This window comes from Pseudooceanicola aquaeponti (assembly GCF_050897975.1).
In the GTDB taxonomy this organism is placed as follows: Bacteria; Pseudomonadota; Alphaproteobacteria; order Rhodobacterales; family Rhodobacteraceae; genus Pseudooceanicola.
This window is the reverse complement of sequence record NZ_JBPAXY010000002.1, coordinates 473,775-491,198: the sequence shown is the minus strand read 5'-3', so window position 1 is coordinate 491,198 and position 17,424 is coordinate 473,775. Positions and strand designations below refer to the sequence as shown.

The 17,424-nt window shown below is 66.8% G+C and carries 19 protein-coding genes; 8 read left to right on the top strand and 11 right to left on the bottom strand.

What is annotated here, in order from left to right; all coding sequences use genetic code 11:
• Positions 1 to 37: 37 nt before the first annotated feature.
• A complete protein-coding gene (gene hemH, locus ACRARE_RS05960; RefSeq protein ID WP_432655493.1) occupies positions 38 to 1,090 on the top strand; it encodes a ferrochelatase in 1,053 nt (350 codons plus the stop codon).
• A 144-nt stretch (positions 1,091 to 1,234) separates the two neighbouring features.
• Here the strand turns inward: hemH and ACRARE_RS05955 are convergent, their stop codons facing one another.
• Both ACRARE_RS05955 and ACRARE_RS05950 read right to left on the bottom strand, forming a co-directional pair.
• Entirely contained in the window at positions 1,235 to 1,414 is a 180-nt protein-coding gene (locus tag ACRARE_RS05955) for a hypothetical protein (protein ID WP_085889569.1), read from the bottom strand.
• A gap of 146 nt (positions 1,415 to 1,560) precedes the next feature.
• Positions 1,561 to 2,196 carry a L,D-transpeptidase gene (locus ACRARE_RS05950; RefSeq protein ID WP_432655492.1) on the bottom strand — a complete coding sequence of 212 codons (636 nt, stop codon included), beginning with the start codon at positions 2,194 to 2,196 and terminating at the stop codon, positions 1,561 to 1,563.
• Between the two features lie 180 nt (positions 2,197 to 2,376).
• On the opposite strand from ACRARE_RS05950, the gene dalA reads away from it, so the two are divergent.
• Positions 2,377 to 2,925: a divisome-associated lipoprotein DalA gene (gene dalA / locus ACRARE_RS05945; protein WP_432655491.1), complete on the top strand. Its 549-nt coding sequence runs from the start codon at positions 2,377 to 2,379 to the stop codon at positions 2,923 to 2,925.
• A gap of 100 nt (positions 2,926 to 3,025) precedes the next feature.
• Here the strand turns inward: dalA and ACRARE_RS05940 are convergent, their stop codons facing one another.
• The 6 genes from ACRARE_RS05940 to hslO form a co-directional block, all read right to left on the bottom strand.
• Positions 3,026 to 3,514, bottom strand: a complete 489-nt coding sequence (locus tag ACRARE_RS05940; RefSeq protein WP_432655490.1) for a L,D-transpeptidase family protein — start codon at positions 3,512 to 3,514, stop codon at positions 3,026 to 3,028.
• A gap of 72 nt (positions 3,515 to 3,586) precedes the next feature.
• Positions 3,587 to 4,819 carry a class I SAM-dependent RNA methyltransferase gene (locus tag ACRARE_RS05935; RefSeq protein WP_432655489.1) on the bottom strand — a complete coding sequence of 411 codons (1,233 nt, stop codon included), beginning with the start codon at positions 4,817 to 4,819 and terminating at the stop codon, positions 3,587 to 3,589.
• A gap of 90 nt (positions 4,820 to 4,909) precedes the next feature.
• The gene (locus tag ACRARE_RS05930) at positions 4,910 to 6,778 is read right to left on the bottom strand and encodes an ABC transporter ATP-binding protein (RefSeq protein WP_432655488.1); all 1,869 of its coding nucleotides are present in this window, start codon (positions 6,776 to 6,778) and stop codon (positions 4,910 to 4,912) included.
• A gap of 85 nt (positions 6,779 to 6,863) precedes the next feature.
• On the bottom strand, positions 6,864 to 8,036 hold the full coding sequence (locus ACRARE_RS05925; protein ID WP_432655487.1) for a CCA tRNA nucleotidyltransferase: 1,173 nt from the start codon (positions 8,034 to 8,036) through the stop codon (positions 6,864 to 6,866).
• Entirely contained in the window at positions 8,033 to 8,671 is a 639-nt protein-coding gene (locus ACRARE_RS05920) for a CoA pyrophosphatase (RefSeq protein WP_432655486.1), read from the bottom strand. Before ACRARE_RS05920 ends, ACRARE_RS05925 begins: the two co-directional genes overlap by 4 nt.
• Positions 8,646 to 9,665, bottom strand: a complete 1,020-nt coding sequence (gene hslO, locus ACRARE_RS05915; protein WP_432655485.1) for an Hsp33 family molecular chaperone HslO — start codon at positions 9,663 to 9,665, stop codon at positions 8,646 to 8,648. Before hslO ends, ACRARE_RS05920 begins: the two co-directional genes overlap by 26 nt.
• 79 nt (positions 9,666 to 9,744) lie before the next feature.
• Between hslO and ACRARE_RS05910 the strand changes: the two genes are divergently transcribed.
• Entirely contained in the window at positions 9,745 to 10,176 is a 432-nt protein-coding gene (locus ACRARE_RS05910) for an NUDIX hydrolase (protein ID WP_432655484.1), read from the top strand.
• 30 nt (positions 10,177 to 10,206) lie between these two features.
• On the opposite strand, the gene ACRARE_RS05905 is transcribed toward ACRARE_RS05910, so the two are convergent.
• Entirely contained in the window at positions 10,207 to 11,421 is a 1,215-nt protein-coding gene (locus ACRARE_RS05905) for a PP2C family protein-serine/threonine phosphatase (RefSeq protein ID WP_432655483.1), read from the bottom strand.
• Between the two features lie 350 nt (positions 11,422 to 11,771).
• Between ACRARE_RS05905 and ACRARE_RS05900 the strand changes: the two genes are divergently transcribed.
• Positions 11,772 to 12,095 carry an Hpt domain-containing protein gene (locus ACRARE_RS05900; protein WP_432655482.1) on the top strand — a complete coding sequence of 108 codons (324 nt, stop codon included), beginning with the start codon at positions 11,772 to 11,774 and terminating at the stop codon, positions 12,093 to 12,095.
• 194 nt (positions 12,096 to 12,289) lie between these two features.
• Here ACRARE_RS05900 and ilvA read toward each other — a convergent pair whose 3' ends face one another.
• Complete coding sequence (ilvA, locus tag ACRARE_RS05895; protein ID WP_432655481.1) at positions 12,290 to 13,525, bottom strand: threonine ammonia-lyase IlvA; 1,236 nt, start codon at positions 13,523 to 13,525, stop codon at positions 12,290 to 12,292.
• Between the two features lie 61 nt (positions 13,526 to 13,586).
• Positions 13,587 to 14,378, bottom strand: coding sequence for a hypothetical protein (locus ACRARE_RS05890; protein ID WP_432655480.1), 792 nt, complete (start codon positions 14,376 to 14,378; stop codon positions 13,587 to 13,589).
• Positions 14,379 to 14,650: 272 nt separating this feature from the next.
• Here ACRARE_RS05890 and ACRARE_RS05885 point away from each other — a divergent pair, with 272 nt between their 5' ends.
• From ACRARE_RS05885 to ACRARE_RS05870, 4 genes are all read left to right on the top strand, one after another.
• Positions 14,651 to 15,871 (top strand): argininosuccinate synthase, encoded by a 1,221-nt coding sequence (locus tag ACRARE_RS05885; RefSeq protein ID WP_432655479.1) that lies wholly within the window; start codon positions 14,651 to 14,653, stop codon positions 15,869 to 15,871.
• A gap of 186 nt (positions 15,872 to 16,057) precedes the next feature.
• Positions 16,058 to 16,342, top strand: a complete 285-nt coding sequence (locus tag ACRARE_RS05880; RefSeq protein ID WP_432655478.1) for an SCP2 sterol-binding domain-containing protein — start codon at positions 16,058 to 16,060, stop codon at positions 16,340 to 16,342.
• 139 nt (positions 16,343 to 16,481) lie between these two features.
• Positions 16,482 to 16,616, top strand: a complete 135-nt coding sequence (locus ACRARE_RS05875) for a hypothetical protein (protein ID WP_432655477.1) — start codon at positions 16,482 to 16,484, stop codon at positions 16,614 to 16,616.
• Positions 16,617 to 17,122: 506 nt separating this feature from the next.
• On the top strand, positions 17,123 to 17,329 hold the full coding sequence (locus tag ACRARE_RS05870) for a cold-shock protein (RefSeq protein WP_222475805.1): 207 nt from the start codon (positions 17,123 to 17,125) through the stop codon (positions 17,327 to 17,329).
• The last annotated feature ends 95 nt before the right edge of the window (positions 17,330 to 17,424 follow it).

Sequence of the window (17,424 nt, the reverse complement as noted above, 5' to 3'; positions counted from 1 at the left end):
CTCTATCTCCGGGAACGACAGAGCCAGGAGAGCCCCCATGGATGACGCCACCCGCCCCGACCACGCCCCCGCCAGCCACCCGGCCATCCCGCGGGAGAAGGTGGGCGTTCTCTTGGCCAACCTCGGCACCCCGGATGCCACCGACTACTGGTCGATGCGTCGCTACCTGTCGGAATTCCTCAGCGATACCCGGGTCATCGACTATCCCAAGTGGAAGTGGCAACCGATCCTGCAAGGCATCGTCCTGTCGATCCGCCCGTTCAAGTCGGGCAAGGCCTATCGCACGATCTGGAACACCGAAGACGACGAATCGCCGCTGATGACGATCACCAAGGCGCAGACCGCCGCCCTGACCGCCGCGCTGGAAGAACGCTATGGCGAAGACGGGGTGATGGTCGATTTCTGTATGCGCTACGGCAACCCCTCGACCCCTTCGGTGGTGCGCCGGATGATCGCGGCGGGCTGCACCAAGATCCTGTTCTGCCCGCTCTACCCGCAGTACGCGGGCGCCACCACGGCCACCGCGAATGACCAGTTCTTCCGCGCCCTGATGACCGAGAAATGGCAGCCCGCGACCCGCACCCTGCCGCCCTATTTCGACAGCCCCGCCTATATCGAGGCCCTGGCCGCCTCGGTCGAACGCAAATACGCCGAGCTGGACACGCCGCCCGACGTGCTGGTCTGTTCCTACCACGGCCTGCCGTTCCGCTATCTGACCGAGGGCGACCCCTATCATTGCCAGTGCGTGAAGACGACGCGCCTGCTGAAGGAACGGCTGGGCTGGGAGGACAGCCGGATCACCACCACCTTCCAGTCCAAGTTCGGCCCCGAAGAGTGGTTGCAGCCCTACACGGTGGAAGAGGTCGCGCGCCTGGCCGAGGCCGGCAAGAAGAACATCGCGGTCATCGCCCCGGCCTTCTCGGCCGACTGCATCGAGACGCTGGAAGAGATCAACGAAGAGATTCGCGAAAGCTTCGAACATGCGGGGGGTGAGCGGTTCGCCTATGTGCCCTGCCTGAACGACGACGAAGAGCACATCGCGGCCCTGGCCTTCGAGATCGAGAAGAACCTGCAAGGCTGGCTGGACTGACGCCGCCCCGGGCGGGCCCCCGCGGCCTGCCCGACGCACAGGCGGGCCAAGGCGGCTGGCCTGGCAGACGGGTCCAAACGGCAGACATGAAAAAAGGCGGTGGATTGCTCCACCGCCTTCTTTGTTTGCTTTGCGCCTGCCGAATTAGTCGGCGATAGCGGCAGCAACCACGGCCAGCAGGATCAGCGGCAGGATGATGCCGGCGGACGAGCTGGTGGTTTCTTCGACAACGACCGGTGCTTCGATGACCGGCTCGGAGTATGCGCCAGCGGAAGCGGTGGTTGCAGCTGCGGCCAGAGCGGCGGCGAGAACGAGTTTTTTCATTTTATCCTCCAGATAAAGGCCTGCCGACAAAAAGACATAGATCGACCGGCACCCAAGACTTACCTCGTGATTCCGTCATACGCGGGGCGGGGCGCAAAATGCAATTGGCAACATGCGTAAGGTCCAACCCGCACAGGGAAATGTCGTCAAATAAGCAACACCTGAGTGCCCACTTGCGACAGTTCGAACAGCTCGAGGATGTGTTCGTTGTACAGGCCGATGCAGCCGTTGGAGGACCGGCGGCCGATCTTGCGGGTGTCGTGGGTGCCGTGGATTCGGTAGTAGGTCCAGCTGAGATAAAGCGCCCGCACCCCCAGAGGGTTGTCCGGTGCGCCGCCCTCGACCACGTCGGGCCACTCGGGATTGCGCTCTCGCATCGAGGGCGTCGGGCGCCAGGTCGGGTTCTCGACCTTCTGCACCACCGAGGTGCGGCCGCGCCGGGTCAGATCCTCGGTCAGCGGGACCGAGGTCGGATACAGGCGATAGACCGACTGATCCTCGGACCAGAAGTGCAACGCGCGGCTGTCGATATCGACCAGGATCGCGCCCTTGCGGGTGTTGCTGAAATAGGGCCGCCAGTCGAGCGACCGGAAGGACGAAATATTGCGGCGCGCCGTCTCGTTCGGGTCGCGCTCGACCTCGGTCGAGTTCTCGAACGGGGTCGCGTAACCGCCACCGCCGGGTGCGCTGCCGCCGACGACCTGGCTCAGGGCCGGGCTGGCAAGCACAGCCGCACCGCCGGCAAAGAAGGCGCGCCGCGTGGGAAATTTGGGGAAAGTCATACTAAACTCCGTATCCGATCTGGCCAAATGGCGCCGGACCTGCGGCGGCATCTTATGGCGAAGTTGCCGCAGTCGCAATTCAAACGCATGTCATTGAACCCCTTCACGGGCATGTGCGTTTGAAAAGGTCACCGCGCCGCGCTAAGCGGTCATAGCTAACCCCAACTCGGCGGAGCCCCGATGCGTTTCATCCTTCTTCTACTTCCTGCGTTTCTTTTCCTTTCCGGCTGCGTCAGCACCTCGGTGCCGCAGACCACCACCCTGGCCGCCGACGGCAAGCCGCTGCCGAAGCTTTACCGGATCGGGGTCAACGGTCGGAACAAGATCCCCTACGAGGTGCTGGATTCGGTGAACACGCTGCGCGCCGCCGCAGGCGCGCCGCCGGTGCGGCTGGACCCGCGCCTGACCGCCGCCGCCGCCACCCATTCGCGCGACATGTCGAACCAGAACCGGCCCTGGCATTTCGGCTCTGACGGCTCTTCGCCCATCGACCGGGTGCAGCGCGTCGGCTATCCCGGCGGCCTGATCGGCGAGAATATCTCGGAAACCTACGAAACCGAGATGGAGACGATTTCCGCCTGGATGGACAAGGACGACACCCGCCGCGTCCTGCTGTCCAAACGCGCCACCGACATGGGCTTTGCCTGGCATCAGGAAACCAACGGCAAGATCTGGTGGACCCTGATCATGGGCGCCCAGCCCCCCGCCAACCTGGCGATGGCCCAGTAAAGGGCCCGGGTTCCCGAAATAGTATCAGCCAGTTACGCAAAAGGGCGGCCCTCGGGCCGCCCTTCGTCTGTCTGTGCCGCGCGCCGGTCTGGCGAGCCGATCACGGGTGGATGTAGATCGGCGTATCGTCCTGCACCATGGCGTAGATCTCTTCCATCTCCTTGTCCGAAACCGAGATGCACCCCGCCGTCCAGTCGCGCGGCGTGTCGCGATACTTGCGCGGCTTGCCATGGATGAAGATGTCACCGCCGGGGCTGCGGCCCTGCTCTTCGGCAAAGGCCACGTCGGCCTCGTTGGGATAGGAGACGCCGATCGACAGGTGGAACTCGGAATTGGGGTTCCGGCGGTCGATCATATAGGCGCCCTCGGGGGTCTTGCCGTCGCCCTGAAACTGCTTGTGACCGACCGGCGCGAAGCCCAGGCCGATGTCATAGGCCTTCAGCACCTCGCCCTGATGCATCAGGTACATGCGCCGCTCGCCCTTCAGGACGTGAATGCGCGTGACCTCGGGGCCACGGTAGGTCTGGAACTTGGAACAGGCCGAGGCGATCGCCGCCAGGACCAGGGAAAGCACTGCCCGTCTTTTCATTGATCTGCTCGTATTCGGGGTTTTCCCCAGTCTACCAGCCCGCCCCCGACGCCAAAAGCGGCAAGGGGGCGATCACGACTTGTTGAGCGAAAATCCCGCCACCAGTTCCACATGGGGCGACCAGCGGAACTGGTCGACCACCGTCACCGGCCCCATGGCATAGCCCGCCGCCAGCAGGTGGCGGGCGTCGCGGGCGAAGGTGACGGGGTTGCAGCTGACGGCGGCGATCACCGGCATCCGGGCCTCGGCCAGGGCGCGCATTTGCGCCTCGGCGCCCGCCCGCGGCGGGTCGATCACCGCGGCCTGGATCCCCTTCAGATCGTCGCCCTCCAGCGGGTTGCGGAACAGATCGCGCTGCATCGCCCGCAGGGCGTGCAGCCCCCCGGCCCGGCGCCAGCCCTCTTCCAGGGCGGCGGTCATGGCGCGGTCGCCCTCGACCGCCAGCACCTCGGCCCGTTCCGCCAGCGGCAGGGCAAAGGTGCCGCAACCGGCAAACAGGTCGGCCACCTTCTTGGCGCCCTGCACGATCTCCAGCACATGGGCCAGCAGCGTCTCTTGCCCGTGCAGCGTGGCTTGCAGGAAGGCGCCGGGCGGCGGCACCACCTGGGCGCGGCCGAAGCGCTGGAAGGGCGGGTTGCGGGTGACGATCAACTCGCCCTCCCACGACAGCCGCGCCAGATCCAGGGTCTGGGCCTCGGCGCTCAGCGCCAGGCGCAGGGGTTCGTCCAGGGTCTTGCCGCCGGTGACCGAGATATCCAGGCCCGCCTCCGACAGGGTGGCCAGCACCGACAACTCGCCCTTGCGGGCGCCGCCCGCCACCGCCAGGGCCTGGGCCACGGGGATGGCGCGCATCAGATCCGGGTGCAGCAGCTGGCAGTCGGGCACCTCGACGATGGCGCCCGAGGCGCGCCCGTGAAAGCCCGCGATGGCCCCCGATTTCGTGCGCCGGGCCGACAGGGACGCGCGGCGGCGGGACTGCGCGGGCGAGGTGTCGACGCCCGAGATCTCCGCCTCGATCCCCTGGGCGGTCAACGCGGTTTCCACGATGCCGCGTTTCCAGGCGGCCACGTAATCCTCGCCCGCGTGCTGCACCGCGCAGCCCCCGCAAGAGCGGAAATGGCGGCAGGGCGCGGCGACCCTCTCGGGGGCGGGATCGAGGATCTTCACCCCCTCCAGCCGGTCGCCCGAAAGGGTGCCGGACACCCGTTCCCCGGGCAGGGTCATGGGGGCGAAAATCGGGCCTGTGGGACCGGCGGCGATCCCGTCGCCGTGATGGCCCAGTCGCTGGATCTGGAACTCTTGCATGGCGCAGCCCCTACAGCAGCCGCAGGGTTTCGCCTAGCCCCCTTGGACCCGGGGCGCGCTGTTCGGGGGCCTCGCACGGCCCTGGCGGGCCTACTCGGCGGCGGCCTCTGCGTCCTCGGCCTCGTCGGTGCCCAGGAAGCCGCCTGATTGCCGCGCCCAGTAGCGGGCGTAAAGGCCTTCGCGCGCCAGCAGGTCGCGGTGGCTGCCCAGTTCGGCGATCTGGCCGTCATGCAGCACCACGATCCGGTCCATGTGGGAAATGGTCGACAGCCGGTGCGCGATGGCCAGCACCGTCTTGCCCTCCATCACGTTCTCCAGCGCCTCCTGGATCTGCGCCTCGACCTCGCTGTCCAGCGCCGATGTCGCCTCGTCCAGCACCAGGATCGGGGCGTCCTTCAGGATGGCCCGGGCCAGGGCGATGCGCTGCCGCTGCCCGCCCGACAGTTTCACCCCGCGCTCGCCCAGCCGGGCGTCGTAGCCGGTGCGCCCCTCCAGGTCGATCAGATCCTCGATGAATTCATGCGCCTCGGCCTTGTCCGTGGCCTCCAGCAGCTCGGCCTCGCTGGCGTCGGGGCGCCCGTACAGGATGTTTTCCCGCGCCGAGCGGTTGAACATCGAGGTGTCCTGGGTGACCAGCGCGATCTGGCGGCGCAGGCTGTCCTGGGTCACCCCCGCGATGTCCTGCCCGTCAATCAGGATGCGCCCCTTCTCGGCGTCGTAAAGGCGCAGCAGCAGCGAGACCAGCGTCGATTTCCCCGCCCCCGAGGCGCCGACGATGCCCAGTTTCTCGCCCGGGCGGATGGTCAGGTCGAGGTCTGTCACCCCGCCCTTTTCCTGGCCATAGGCAAAACCCACATGGTCGAACCGGATCTCGCCCGCAGGCACCACCAGATCGGTGGCGCCGGGTTTGTCGTGCAGGCGCACCGGGCGGCCCAGGGTGCGCATCCCGTCCTCGACCTCGCCCACCGAGGCATAGATCCCCATCAGGGCAAAACTGACCCAGCCGGTCATCTGCGCCACCCGCACCGCCACGGCGCCCGCCGCCACGATGTCGCCCACGCTGGCCGTGCCCCGCGACCAGAACAGCAGGGTGCCGCCCACCAGAAGCACCGGCAGCAGCCCGCCGATGATGGTCAGCAGCGCCCGGAAGGCGGTGGAAATGCGCCCGAAGGCCAGCGAGGTCTGGCGAAAGCTTTCCAGCGCGCCCAGGGCGGCGCGGTCCTCATGTTCGGTATGGGCGAACAGCTTGACCGTCTTGATATTGGTGATCGTGTCGACCACCACCCCCGAGACCATGGCCCGCGCCGCCGCCCGCTTGGCCGAACGTTGGCGGATGCGCGGCATGAAGGCGCGGATCAGGGCGAAATAGCCCGCCAGCCAGACCAGAAAGATCACCCCCAGCCAGCCGTCGATGGACAGCAGCAGGGCGACCGAGCCACCCAGGGTGGCCAGGGCAAAGGCCACCACGTTGATCATCTCGAAGGCCACATCGGTCATGGCGCGCGAGGTCTGCATCTGTTTCTGGCTGATGCGCCCGGCGAAATCGTTGTCGAAATAGACCACCGACTGGCCCATGGTCCAACGGTGCACGCGGCTTAGCACCAGCGAGAAGAGGTTGGGTTGCAGGATCATCGAGGTCGCGGCGGTGGACAGGCCCATGAACAGCGGCCGCGCGATCAGGAAGAATCCAAGCGCCCCCAGCAGAAGCGACAGGTTCTGCACCGAGAAGAAATCCTCGCGCCCCATGGCCTGCGCCCCGTCGACCACGGCGCCCAGGATCCAGGCGGTGCTCGCATCCGCCGCCCCCGACAGGGCCGCCAGCAGCGCGCCCAGGATCAGCCCCGGCCAGGCGCCCTTCAGGCACCAGCCCATGAAGGCCAGCAGGGTTTCCGGCGGTGCCCCCTCTGCGGGGCGGTAAGGGTCGATCAGTTTCTCGGAGAGGGTCTTGAGATTGAGCATGACGGGCCCCTTTCGCCCCCTTATCCCCGCGCGCGCCCGGGGATACAAGCGCCGCCCCCGACCGGCGCGGGCGTCCGGGCAGAAGCTAGAGCGCGGCCAGCAATGCGCCAGCCCCCAGGGTGAAATCCGAGGCGATCCAGGCCGCCTCGGCCCGGCGCAGGGCGGCGCCCAGCTCGGCCCCCTGAAAGCGCGGTTGCAGGTCGCGGGCGGTCAGCGGGAAGGTCTGGGCGGCGCCGAAGGCGGCCCGGGCCATCGCCTCGGGGGGCAAGGGCATTTCCAGCAGGGCGGCGCGCAGGATCAGCATGGCCTGCGCCTCGGCCGCGCCATGGCGCCAGCCCAGCTCGGCGGGCGCGCGGGGGCCTGCGGCCTCGTCGCGCAGGCGGGCGATGCGGGCGGCGTCCTTCTTGGGCAGGCGCAGGGCGGCGCCGGGGTCTTCGCCGCCAAGGGCCGCCAGGCGCAGCACCGGATCGGGGGCCAGACCCCCCTGCCCCGCCAGATGCACCAGCGGGCCAAGGGCACGAAGGCCGGCACCCGGCAGGACATGGCGCAGCACGCCGGTCTGCTCCATCGCCGCCAGGGCGCGCATCGGGTCGGGCACCGACAGCAGCTTCAGCAGCTCGGCGCCTATGCGTTCGCGCGACAGGCTGTCGATGCCATCCGCATTGGCGGCGATGGCGGCCAGGGCCTCGGGGTCCATCCCGGCCTCGGGGTCGCCAAAGCGGGCGTGAAAGCGGAAATAGCGCAGGATGCGCAGGTAATCCTCGCGGATGCGCTGATCTGGATCGTCGATGAACCGCAGGTGCCGCGCGGCCAGATCGGCCAGCCCCTGGCCCAGCGGATCGGCCACGCGGCCCTCGGGGTCGGCATAAAGGGCGTTCATGGTGAAATCGCGCCGATGCGCGTCCTCTGCCATCGTGTCGGCAAAGGCCACCACGGCGTGGCGGCCATCGGTTTCCACGTCGCGGCGCCAGGTGGTCACCTCATGGGGGATACCGCCCGAGATCACCGTGATGGTGCCGTGATCCAGCCCCGTGGGCAGGGCCTTCAGCCCCGCCGCCTTCGCCAGGGCCAGGGTCGTCTCGGGCCGGGCGTCGGTGGAAATGTCGATGTCGCCCACGGGCACGGACAGCAGCGCGTCGCGCACGCAGCCGCCGACGAACCAGGCCTGATGCCCCGCCCCGGTCAGCGCGTCACAGACCGCCCGGGTGGCAGGCGCCGTTAGCCAGGCGCCAGTGATCCGGGGGGCGTCCTCGGTCATGGCCCGGCCTCGCCAGCCTCGACCGCCTCGGCCAGCACCCGCAGCATCCGCGCCGTGGCGCCCCAGATGTAATAGGGCCCCCAGGGCACGGTGAAATAGTGCCGCATGGAGTTCTGCCAGCGCCGCGACTGGATGGAATAGTTCCGCCGGTCCAGCACATGGGCCAGGGGCACACGAAAGATCTCTTCGACCTCGCCGGGTTCGGCCCGCTCGGCGAAGGGGGCGGTGACCCGGGCGATCACCGGGGTCACCTGAAAGGCGGTGACGGTGCGATGCGTCGGCAGGGTGCCCAGCACCTCGACCGCGCCGGGCGGCAGGCCGATCTCTTCGTCCGCCTCGCGCAGGGCGGCGGCGATCGGATCGGCATCGCCCGGATCCTGCTTGCCACCGGGAAAGGCGATCTGGCCGGGGTGATGTTTCAGCCGGGACGAGCGTTTGGTCAGGATCACATGGGGCACACCCCGCAGATCCTGGATGGCGCAAAGCACGCCTGCGGGCCGCGTCTTTACCCCCGCCAGCAGATGCGCGTCATCGTTCAGATCGAAATCGGAAGAGGGCTCCGTGGCGCGGGTCAGCGCCACGGAGAGCAGGTCATAGGGATCGCGCGGATCAGTCCTTTGCCACGGGGTTGCCAAGGGCATCCTTCCCTTCGGCCTCGAACCCGACGGTGGCCGGATCCAGCACGTAATGGGCGCCGCAGAACTGGCAATCGGCGGTCACCGTGCCTTCGTCGGTGGTCATCTTCTCGATGTCCTTCGACGAATAGATCGACAGCGACTGGCGCACCTTGTCTTCCGAGCAGGAACAGCCGAACTTCACCGGCTGGGCGTCGAAGACGCGCGGCCCTTCCTCGTGGAACAGGCGCACCAGAAGGTCGGTCGGCGCCACCGAGGGGCCGATCAGTTCCAGCTGATCCACCGTATCCAGATGCAGGTTCACCCGGTTCCAGTTCTCTTGCTTCTCTTCGCTGCCCTCGACCAGGTCATTGGCGGTCAGCAGGCCCTTTTCGCCGGTGCCTTCGGTGACATGCATCCCCGCCTCGGGCATCATCTGCAACATCACGCCGCCGGCGCGCCAATGCTCGACCCCGCCTGCCTCGCGCGACAGGCCGTAGGACAGGTTGAACCGGGTCGCGATCTGCTCGGACTGGGCGAAATAGGCCTCGGCACAGGCGCGCAGCGAGCGGCCGGTCAGGGGAGAGATCCCCTGATAGGGCTGCATCCCCTGCCCCTGGTCGATCAGGATCGCGAAATAGCCCTCGTCGCCCAGCTGGGCCCAGGGGTCATCGCCGGTCACCTTGTCCTTGTCGTAAGAGGCATAGGCGCGGATGCGCGCCGGTTCGCCCTCGGCCGAGGGGCCGTAGTAATCGGTGGCGATCATCCGCACCGCGCCGCCCTTGGTCTGCACCTGCAGGGACAGCTTCCAGCGCAGCTTGATCGTCTGGCCGATCAGCGCGGTCAGCAGGGCCATCTCGGCCACCAGCGCCTCGACGGCGGGCGGGTAATCGTGCTGCTTCAGGATACCGTCCAACACCCCATCCAGCCGCGCGACGCGGCCGCGAATGTCGGCATTGTCCAGTTGGAACGGCAAAACGGTGTCGTCCCAGGCGATCTTGCTGCTGAGGGTCATATGTGGGGTCCTATCCGCTTGCTCTTGGCATAACCCGGTGCCACGTAAGGGGCAAGCAAGCCTGCTTCAAGGAGAAGATATGCGTCGCTATGGCAAGCCTCCCCTGTCCGACACGCAATACACCCTGCGGCCCGGGGCCTATGCCATCCTGCCACGGGACGGAAAACTGCTGCTGACCTTCCAGGCGCGGCCCGAGCCCGAGGTGCAGCTGCCCGGCGGCGGCATCGACCCCGGCGAAAGCCCGGTGCAGGCCCTGCATCGCGAGGTCTGGGAGGAAACCGGCTGGACCATCGCGGCGCCGCGCCGTCTGGGGACCTATCGCCGGTTCGTCTGGATGCCCGATTACGACATCTTCGCCGAGAAGCTGTGCCATATCTACCTGGCCCGCCCGGTGCTGGCGAAATCCGACCCGATCGAGCCCGACCACACCGCCCTGTGGATGGCCCCCGATCTGGCGGTCGACCTGCTGGGCAGCGAAGGCGACGCCGCGCTGCTGCGCCAGATCCTGTAATCCCGGCCCATCCTGCCCGCCGCGCGCCCCCTACCGGGGCGGCGCGACGGGATAGTCCAGCAGCACGGCGGAAATATCGTCGGGCATCTCCTCTTCCCCGGCGTAGTCCCCCAGCCGCCACAGCAGCCCTTCCAGAAAGGCGGTGCCCGAGGCGCCGCGCAACTCGCGCAGCATGGGGATCAACCCGTCGCTGTCCAGCAACCGCCCCGAGGGGTCGGGGCATTCGGTGATCCCGTCGGACTGGATCAGCAGCCGGTCGCCCGGGCGCAGGTCCAGCACGGTTTCCTCGAAACTGACCTCGGGCAGCAGGCCCACGGGGACGCCGGGCAGGCCAACCTCGGCGATCCGGCCATCGGCGCGCTGCAACAAGGGATGCGGATGGCCCGCCTGCACCAGCCGCACCCGGCCCGTGGCCATTTCGACATGGGCCAGAACCATGGTGAAGTAATGCTCGGTCGTCATCTCGCCCAGCACCAGGTCGTTCAGATGCGCCACCACCTGGGCCGGGTCGCGCGGGGCATAGCCGCCATCGGGCAGCGCGCGGATCGCCACGTTCTGTTCCGGCACCGCCGAGGACAGATAGCCCGCCAGCCGCGCCGTCATCAGGGCCGAGCTGATGCCATGGCCCGAGACGTCAATGGCGAAACAGCCGAAGGTCGCCGCGTCGATCGGGTAAAATCCCACCAGGTCGCCCCCCACCCGTCCCGCCGGGCGCAGCAGCAGCGAGATTTCCAGCGGCCCAAAGGCGCGGTGGCGGTCACGCACCAGACTTTGCTGCAACTTGCGCGCCTCGATCAGGTCGCTGTCGATCACGTCATGGGCGGCCTGCAAGCGGCTGAGGGTCTGGCGGATGATGCGGTTCTTCGCCGTCAGTTCGTCCTGCATCGTCAGGATCCGCTCGCCCGCGTTCAGCCGCGCCCGCAGCTCGGCCTTGTTCACCGGCTTGGTCAGGAAATCGTCGGCCCCGGCATCCAGGCCCTGGGCCGCGTGGACCTTCTCGTTCTTCGAGGTCAGCAGCAGGAAATAGCCGTAGGTCTCGCGCGGCAAGGCGCGGAACTGCTTGCAGAATTCCAGGCCGTCCATGCCGGGCATCATCCAGTCGCTGATCACCAGATCGGGGGGCCAGTCGCGGCAGATCGCCAGCGCCGCCTCGCCGCTGTCGGCCTCGCGCAGATCGTAGCCCCACAGCGCCAGCGAGGACATCAGGATGCGCCGCTGCAACCGGCTGTCGTCCACCACCAGCACGCGCCGCGCGCTGGCCGGGCCGGGTGATGGCCCGGTCAGTACCGCCCCCGCCGCGCCTGGACGTGGCCCGCCGCGCCGCTCTGGCGCCGCCGCCCTTTGGTCATTGCCTAGTTGCACGGTCCCGCCATGACTGCCCGCCTTTGCCGTCCTGCCCGGCCCGCAACCGGACCAGCCCCGCAGCCATAGGCGCCCACCCTTAAGAGCCGCTTAAAGCTCGACTTTTCCCTAAAAGCCCGGCGGCTTTCAGCGGCGGTTAAACCTTTGGCCACAGCCTGAGCGGGCCCCCGCGGCAGGAAGGGTCGCGCAGAACACGGGGTATTGCAGGGGCGTCAAGGGAAAGGGCCGCAAAGATGATCACCTGGTCCCAGGTCACCGAACTGCGCAACGATGTCGGCGCCGAGCATTTCGACGAGGTGGTCGAGATCTTTCTGGACGAGGTCGAAGAGACCCTGGCGCATCTCGCCGCCGGGCCCGATCTGGAACAGGTGCTGCACGCGCTGAAGGGCTCGGCGCTGAACCTGGGGTTCAGCCATTTCTCGGGGCTCTGTGCCGAGGGCGAGGCCCGGGCCGCGCGGGGCGAGGGCGCGACGGTGGATCTGGGGGCGATCCGCACGAGCTATGCCGAGAGCAAGGCCATCTTCCTGGCCGAACTGCCCGCGCGGTTGGCGGCCTGAGGGCGGCACCCTGGCGTCTTTACAGAGATCACGCAGATCACACGGTGGATCTGAACCTCGACCCTCTCGCGATTGCCCAGATCAAATGTCCCGCCCGGCGGGCACCGCCGGGCAGCGCCCGACCCGCCCCCAGGGCGGGCGCTACACGTCCCCCCCTCGGGCCGGGCGCTGCCCTCAGCACAAGGCGGCACGGATCAGATCAAAAATTCCGACAGCACCGGGTCGGTCGTGATGTCACGATAGGTAAAGCCCGCCGCATCCATCCGCGCGTAAAGCGCGTCCAGGTTCTCGGCCCGCTTGGTCTCGATCCCGATCAGCACCGAACCGAAGTTGCGCGCCGATTTCTTCAGGTATTCGAACCGGCTGATGTCATCCTCGGGCCCCAGCATTTCCAGGAAATCGCGCAAGGCGCCGGGGCGCTGCGGCAGGCGCAGGATGAAGTATTTCTTCACCCCCGCGTAGCGCTGCGCCCGCTCCTTCACCTCCGGCAGGCGTTCGAAATCGAAGTTGCCCCCCGAGGTGACGCAGATCACCCGCTTGCCCGCGATCTGACCCTTCAGATCCTCCAGCGCGTTGATCGACAGGGCGCCCGCGGGTTCCAGCACCACCCCCTCGACATTCAGCATGTCCAGCATGGTGATGCAGATGCGATCCTCGGGCAGGGTCAGCACATCGGCCGGATCCACATCCGCCAGCCGCGCGAAGGGCCGCGCGCCGATCTTGGCCACCGCGGCCCCGTCGACGAAGTTGTCCTCGATCTTCACCGTCACCGGCGCCCCGGCCGCCAGCGCGGCGCGCAGCGACGGGCCCCCCGCCGGTTCGACGAACCGATAGGCGATGCGGTCGCCGAAATAGCTGCGCACCCCAGACGACAGGCCACCACCGCCCACGGGCAGGACGATCATGTCCGCCAGATCGGGCAGTTGCGCCTCGATCTCGGCGGCGACAGAGGCCTGGCCCTCGATCACGTCCAGATCGTCGAAAGGCGCCAGGAAATGCCCGCCCACCTGGGCGCAATGACGCTGCGCCTCGGCCAGGGTGTCGTCGAAATAGTCGCCCACCAGCTTGATCTCGACGAAATCGCCGCCAAAGATCCGCGTCTTGTCGATCTTCTGCTGCGGCGTGGTGACCGGCATGAAGATCACGCCGTTCACCTGGAAATGACGGCACATGAAGGCCATGCCCTGGGCGTGATTGCCCGCGCTGGCGCAGACGAAGGCCGAGACCTCGCCCGCCGCCAGCACCTTGCGCATGGCGTTGAAGGCCCCGCGCAGCTTGTAGCTGCGCACCGGCGACAGATCCTCACGCTTCAGCCAGATCTCGGCGCCGTACTTGGCCGAAAGGTGATCGTTGCGCATCAGCGGCGTGGCGGGAAAGACCGCGCGCATCGCCTCCATGGCGTCGCGGGCGGCCTGAACGAATGTATCCATGCCTCAGGGGTGCCGCAGGTCGCGCCATTTGGCAAGAGCGGGCAGCACGGGACCGCGCCCCTCAGTCCAGGCTGCGCCCCTCGACGTAGTGGCCGTAGAAGACGCAAAGCAGCGTGGCGCCCAGCACCGTGGCCACCATCTGGAAGACCGCCATATAGGCCACCATCAGGATCATCATCACGACCATCGCCCCGCCCCCGGCCTGCGCCAGGAGGACCAGCAGGAAATAGGGGATCTCGGCCAGGATGACGAAGACGATCACCAGCAGCAGCACCGCCAGATAGGTCCAGCCCTGGCCCTTGGTCCGCGCCAGGGTCTCGCGCAGGGACAGCGGCGCGCCGATGGCCATGCCCGGCAGGCTGGTCGACAGGCGCATCCCGAGGACATACAGCGCCAGCATCGCCGCCAGGCCCAGAAGCCCCAGCAGGATCATTCCCGCCCCGGCACCGCTGCGGGTTTCGGCCATCAGCGCAACGGGCACCCCCAGCACCACCCCCAGCGCCACGAAACAACCCAGCATGATCAGCACGATCAGCAGGCCGCGCAGCAGGCTGGCCCAGATCTCGGGGCCGCGCCATTGCGGCAACAGCCCCCCGGGCCGTTCGGCCAGCAGGATGTAGCGGAACCAGGCCACGAACAGCCAGGTCATCAGCACGATATTGGCGAGGCTCGCCAGCAGCAGGAACAGGCCATAGCCCGCCGACATGCCGCCATAGGGGTTGGCCAGGCTGGCCGCCATGGCCACCGCCATGATCACGGCGAACAAAAGGATGGTCGGCACGAAGATGCGAAAGGCCATGCCGAGATTGCGAAACACGATCTGAAGCGCCTTACGGAACAGGTTCCAGGCCATTTGAATACCTCCTTGAAATAGGCAGTCGCGGCACGGGGATGCCGCAGGAAATAGCGCCAGAATGCCCCGCCCCGCCGCCAAGGCAAAGAAAACCCGACCCCGGATCCCTGTTGGCGGCAATCTGTGGCCCGGGGGCCGCGCCCGGGCCCGGGCGTTTCGGCGGCAGAAGGCCAATCCGGCCCTGACAGAAAAGGGGCTTTGCAGGCCCGTCGCTTGCCCTGCCCCGCAAAACCCGCTATCGCCGCTCTCGCATCCGCGAAAAGGGAACAGATATGTCCGCGCCCAAGAAAGTCGTCCTGGCCTATTCCGGCGGCCTCGACACCTCGATCATCCTGAAATGGCTTCAAACCGAATACGGTTGCGAAGTCGTCACCTTCACCGCCGATCTTGGCCAAGGCGAAGAGCTTGAGCCCGCCCGAGCCAAGGCAGAGATGCTGGGCGTGAAGGAAATCTTCATCGAGGATGTCCGAGAAGAATTCGTGCGCGACTTCGTCTTCCCGATGTTCCGCGCCAATGCGGTCTACGAGGGCCTGTATCTGCTGGGCACCTCGATTGCCCGCCCGCTGATTTCCAAGCGGCTGGTGGAAATCGCCGCCCAGACCGGCGCCGATGCCGTGGCCCATGGCGCCACCGGCAAGGGCAACGACCAGGTGCGCTTCGAGCTGGCCTGCTACGCCCTGAACCCCGAGATCAAGGTCATCGCCCCCTGGCGCGAATGGTCGCTGAACTCGCGCACCTCGCTGCTGGACTTCGCCGAGAAGAACCAGATCCCGATCGCCAAGGACAAGCGCGGCGAGGCGCCCTTCTCGGTCGACGCCAACCTGCTGCACACCTCCTCGGAAGGTCGCGTGCTGGAAGACCCCGCCGTCGAGGCGCCCGATTACGTTTACCAGCGCACCGACGACCCGGTCCTGTCGGCCCCGAACGAACCGCAATACGTTGAAATCACTTTCGAAAAAGGGGATGCGGTTGCCATCGACGGCGTCGAGATGAGCCCGGCCACGATCCTGACCAAGCTCAACGAGCTGGGCAAGAAACACGGCATCGGCCGCCTCGACTTCGTCGAGAACCGCTTTGTCGGCATGAAGTCGCGCGGCATCTACGAGACCCCCGGCGGTGAGATCCTGCTGGAGGCGCACCGCGGCATCGAGCAGATCACCCTGGACAGCGGCGCCGGTCACCTGAAGGATTCGATCATGCCGCGCTACGCGGAACTGATCTACAACGGCTTCTGGTTCTCGCCTGAGCGCGAGATGCTTCAGGCGCTGATCGACAAGAGCCAGGAGTTCGTCACCGGCACCGTGAAGCTGATGCTTTACAAGGGCTCCGCCCGCACCGTGGCGCGCTGGTCCGATTACTCGCTCTACTCCGAGGCCCATGTGACCTTCGAAGACGACGCGGGCGCCTACGACCAGAAGGACGCAGCCGGGTTCATCCAGCTGAACGCCCTGCGGCTGAAGCTGCTGGCGGCACGCAACAAGCGCGTCAAGTAACCTCGTCCGCCGGGTCCTGGGGCCTGTCGGATACCTCGTCGGAACGGCGCCTTCGGGCGCCGTTTTGCGTTTGTGGACGGCGGGAGACGCGGCTGACGTGACGTTTACGTAAGCGCCCCCAACGTCACCCTTGGCAGGGCCGGGCCTGCCCCCTCAACTGCGCGCGACCATGAGGGAGGGACGACAATGACCATGGAAGAGATCGCCGCCAAGATCGCCCGCGGGCTGGAGAAGCGGCCGGTGGAGGATCGGTTCAAGTTCGACTGCGGCGAGGACGGCGCGATCACCATCCGCGACGGCGGCGTGGTGCTGGGCGACGAAAAGGCCGATTGCACCATCCACATCAGCCGCGCCAACCTGGTGAAGCTGATGGCGGGCGACCTGAACCCGATGACCGCCTTCGCCTTCGGCAAGATCAAGGTTTCGGGCGACATGGGCCTGGCGATGAAGCTGGGGAAGGTGCTTGGATAGAAAAGAACAGCCGTAGAACATACGGTATGGACTCCACTGACGCGGATTCGCTACACTATATCTGCGGATGGGAATCGCCCCCGCAACAAGACCTAGCCTCATCAGGCTTGGGCAGTAGCTCAGGAAGGAGGTGAATTGGATGGCGAAAACGACCCGCAAGGTGGGCCGAAGCGCGGTCACTGGCCGCTTCACTTCGGTCTCCACGGCTCGCAACAAACCAAAGACGCATGTTGTCGAGACCGTGAAAAAACCAAAGTCCGGTAAGGGCAAGTAAGGTTCAGGGCGGTTTACTCTTGGCGGGGTGACCGCCCTGTTTCTTTAGTATCCCATCGTAAGATTGTGGATTCAATATTTATTTTCAACGCGTTAATTATCCGCTTCGCCGATGGAACGCGGGAGTCTTTTCAAAGACTTAGTGCTTTTCAATCGGTCAAACACAACATAACCGCATCGCACCGAGGGCAGCGACCGACCCGGGGGGGCGCGATAGCGCCGCCCATGGGGCGGGTCGGCGCTGCCCGGCGGTGCCGCCGGGCGGGGCAGAATTCCCGGCGTCGGCTCTGAAAGTGGGGCACACCCCGTTCACCAAAAAATCGACACCCTCCCCGATATCTCAACTTTCCCTTGTGCGACTCGACCAAGCCGCGTAGGGGTCGCGCGCTTACGTTTTTCTATTTCGACAGCTGTCTCCTCTAAACCGGCGCTCAGTCTTTCTCGATCCAGACCGACCACGCCACGCTGCCGCATCCTGCGGGCAGGTTTATTGAAGGAGTACACGACATGGCCAATGGCGTCGTGAAATGGTTCAACACCACCAAGGGCTTCGGCTTCATCGCACCGGAAACCGGCGGCAAGGATGTCTTCGTGCACATCTCCGCCGTGGAACGCGCAGGGCTGACCGGCCTGGCCGACAACCAGAAAGTGACCTTCGACGTGGAAGCCGGCCGTGACGGCCGCGAATCCGCCTCGAACATCGCCCTGGCCTGAGGCCACAGCGATCTTCACGATCCGAAACGCGGTGCCCACGGGCGCCGCGTTTTGCGTTTCAGCCCCCGCGCCCCCCTTGCCCCCCGCGTTTCACG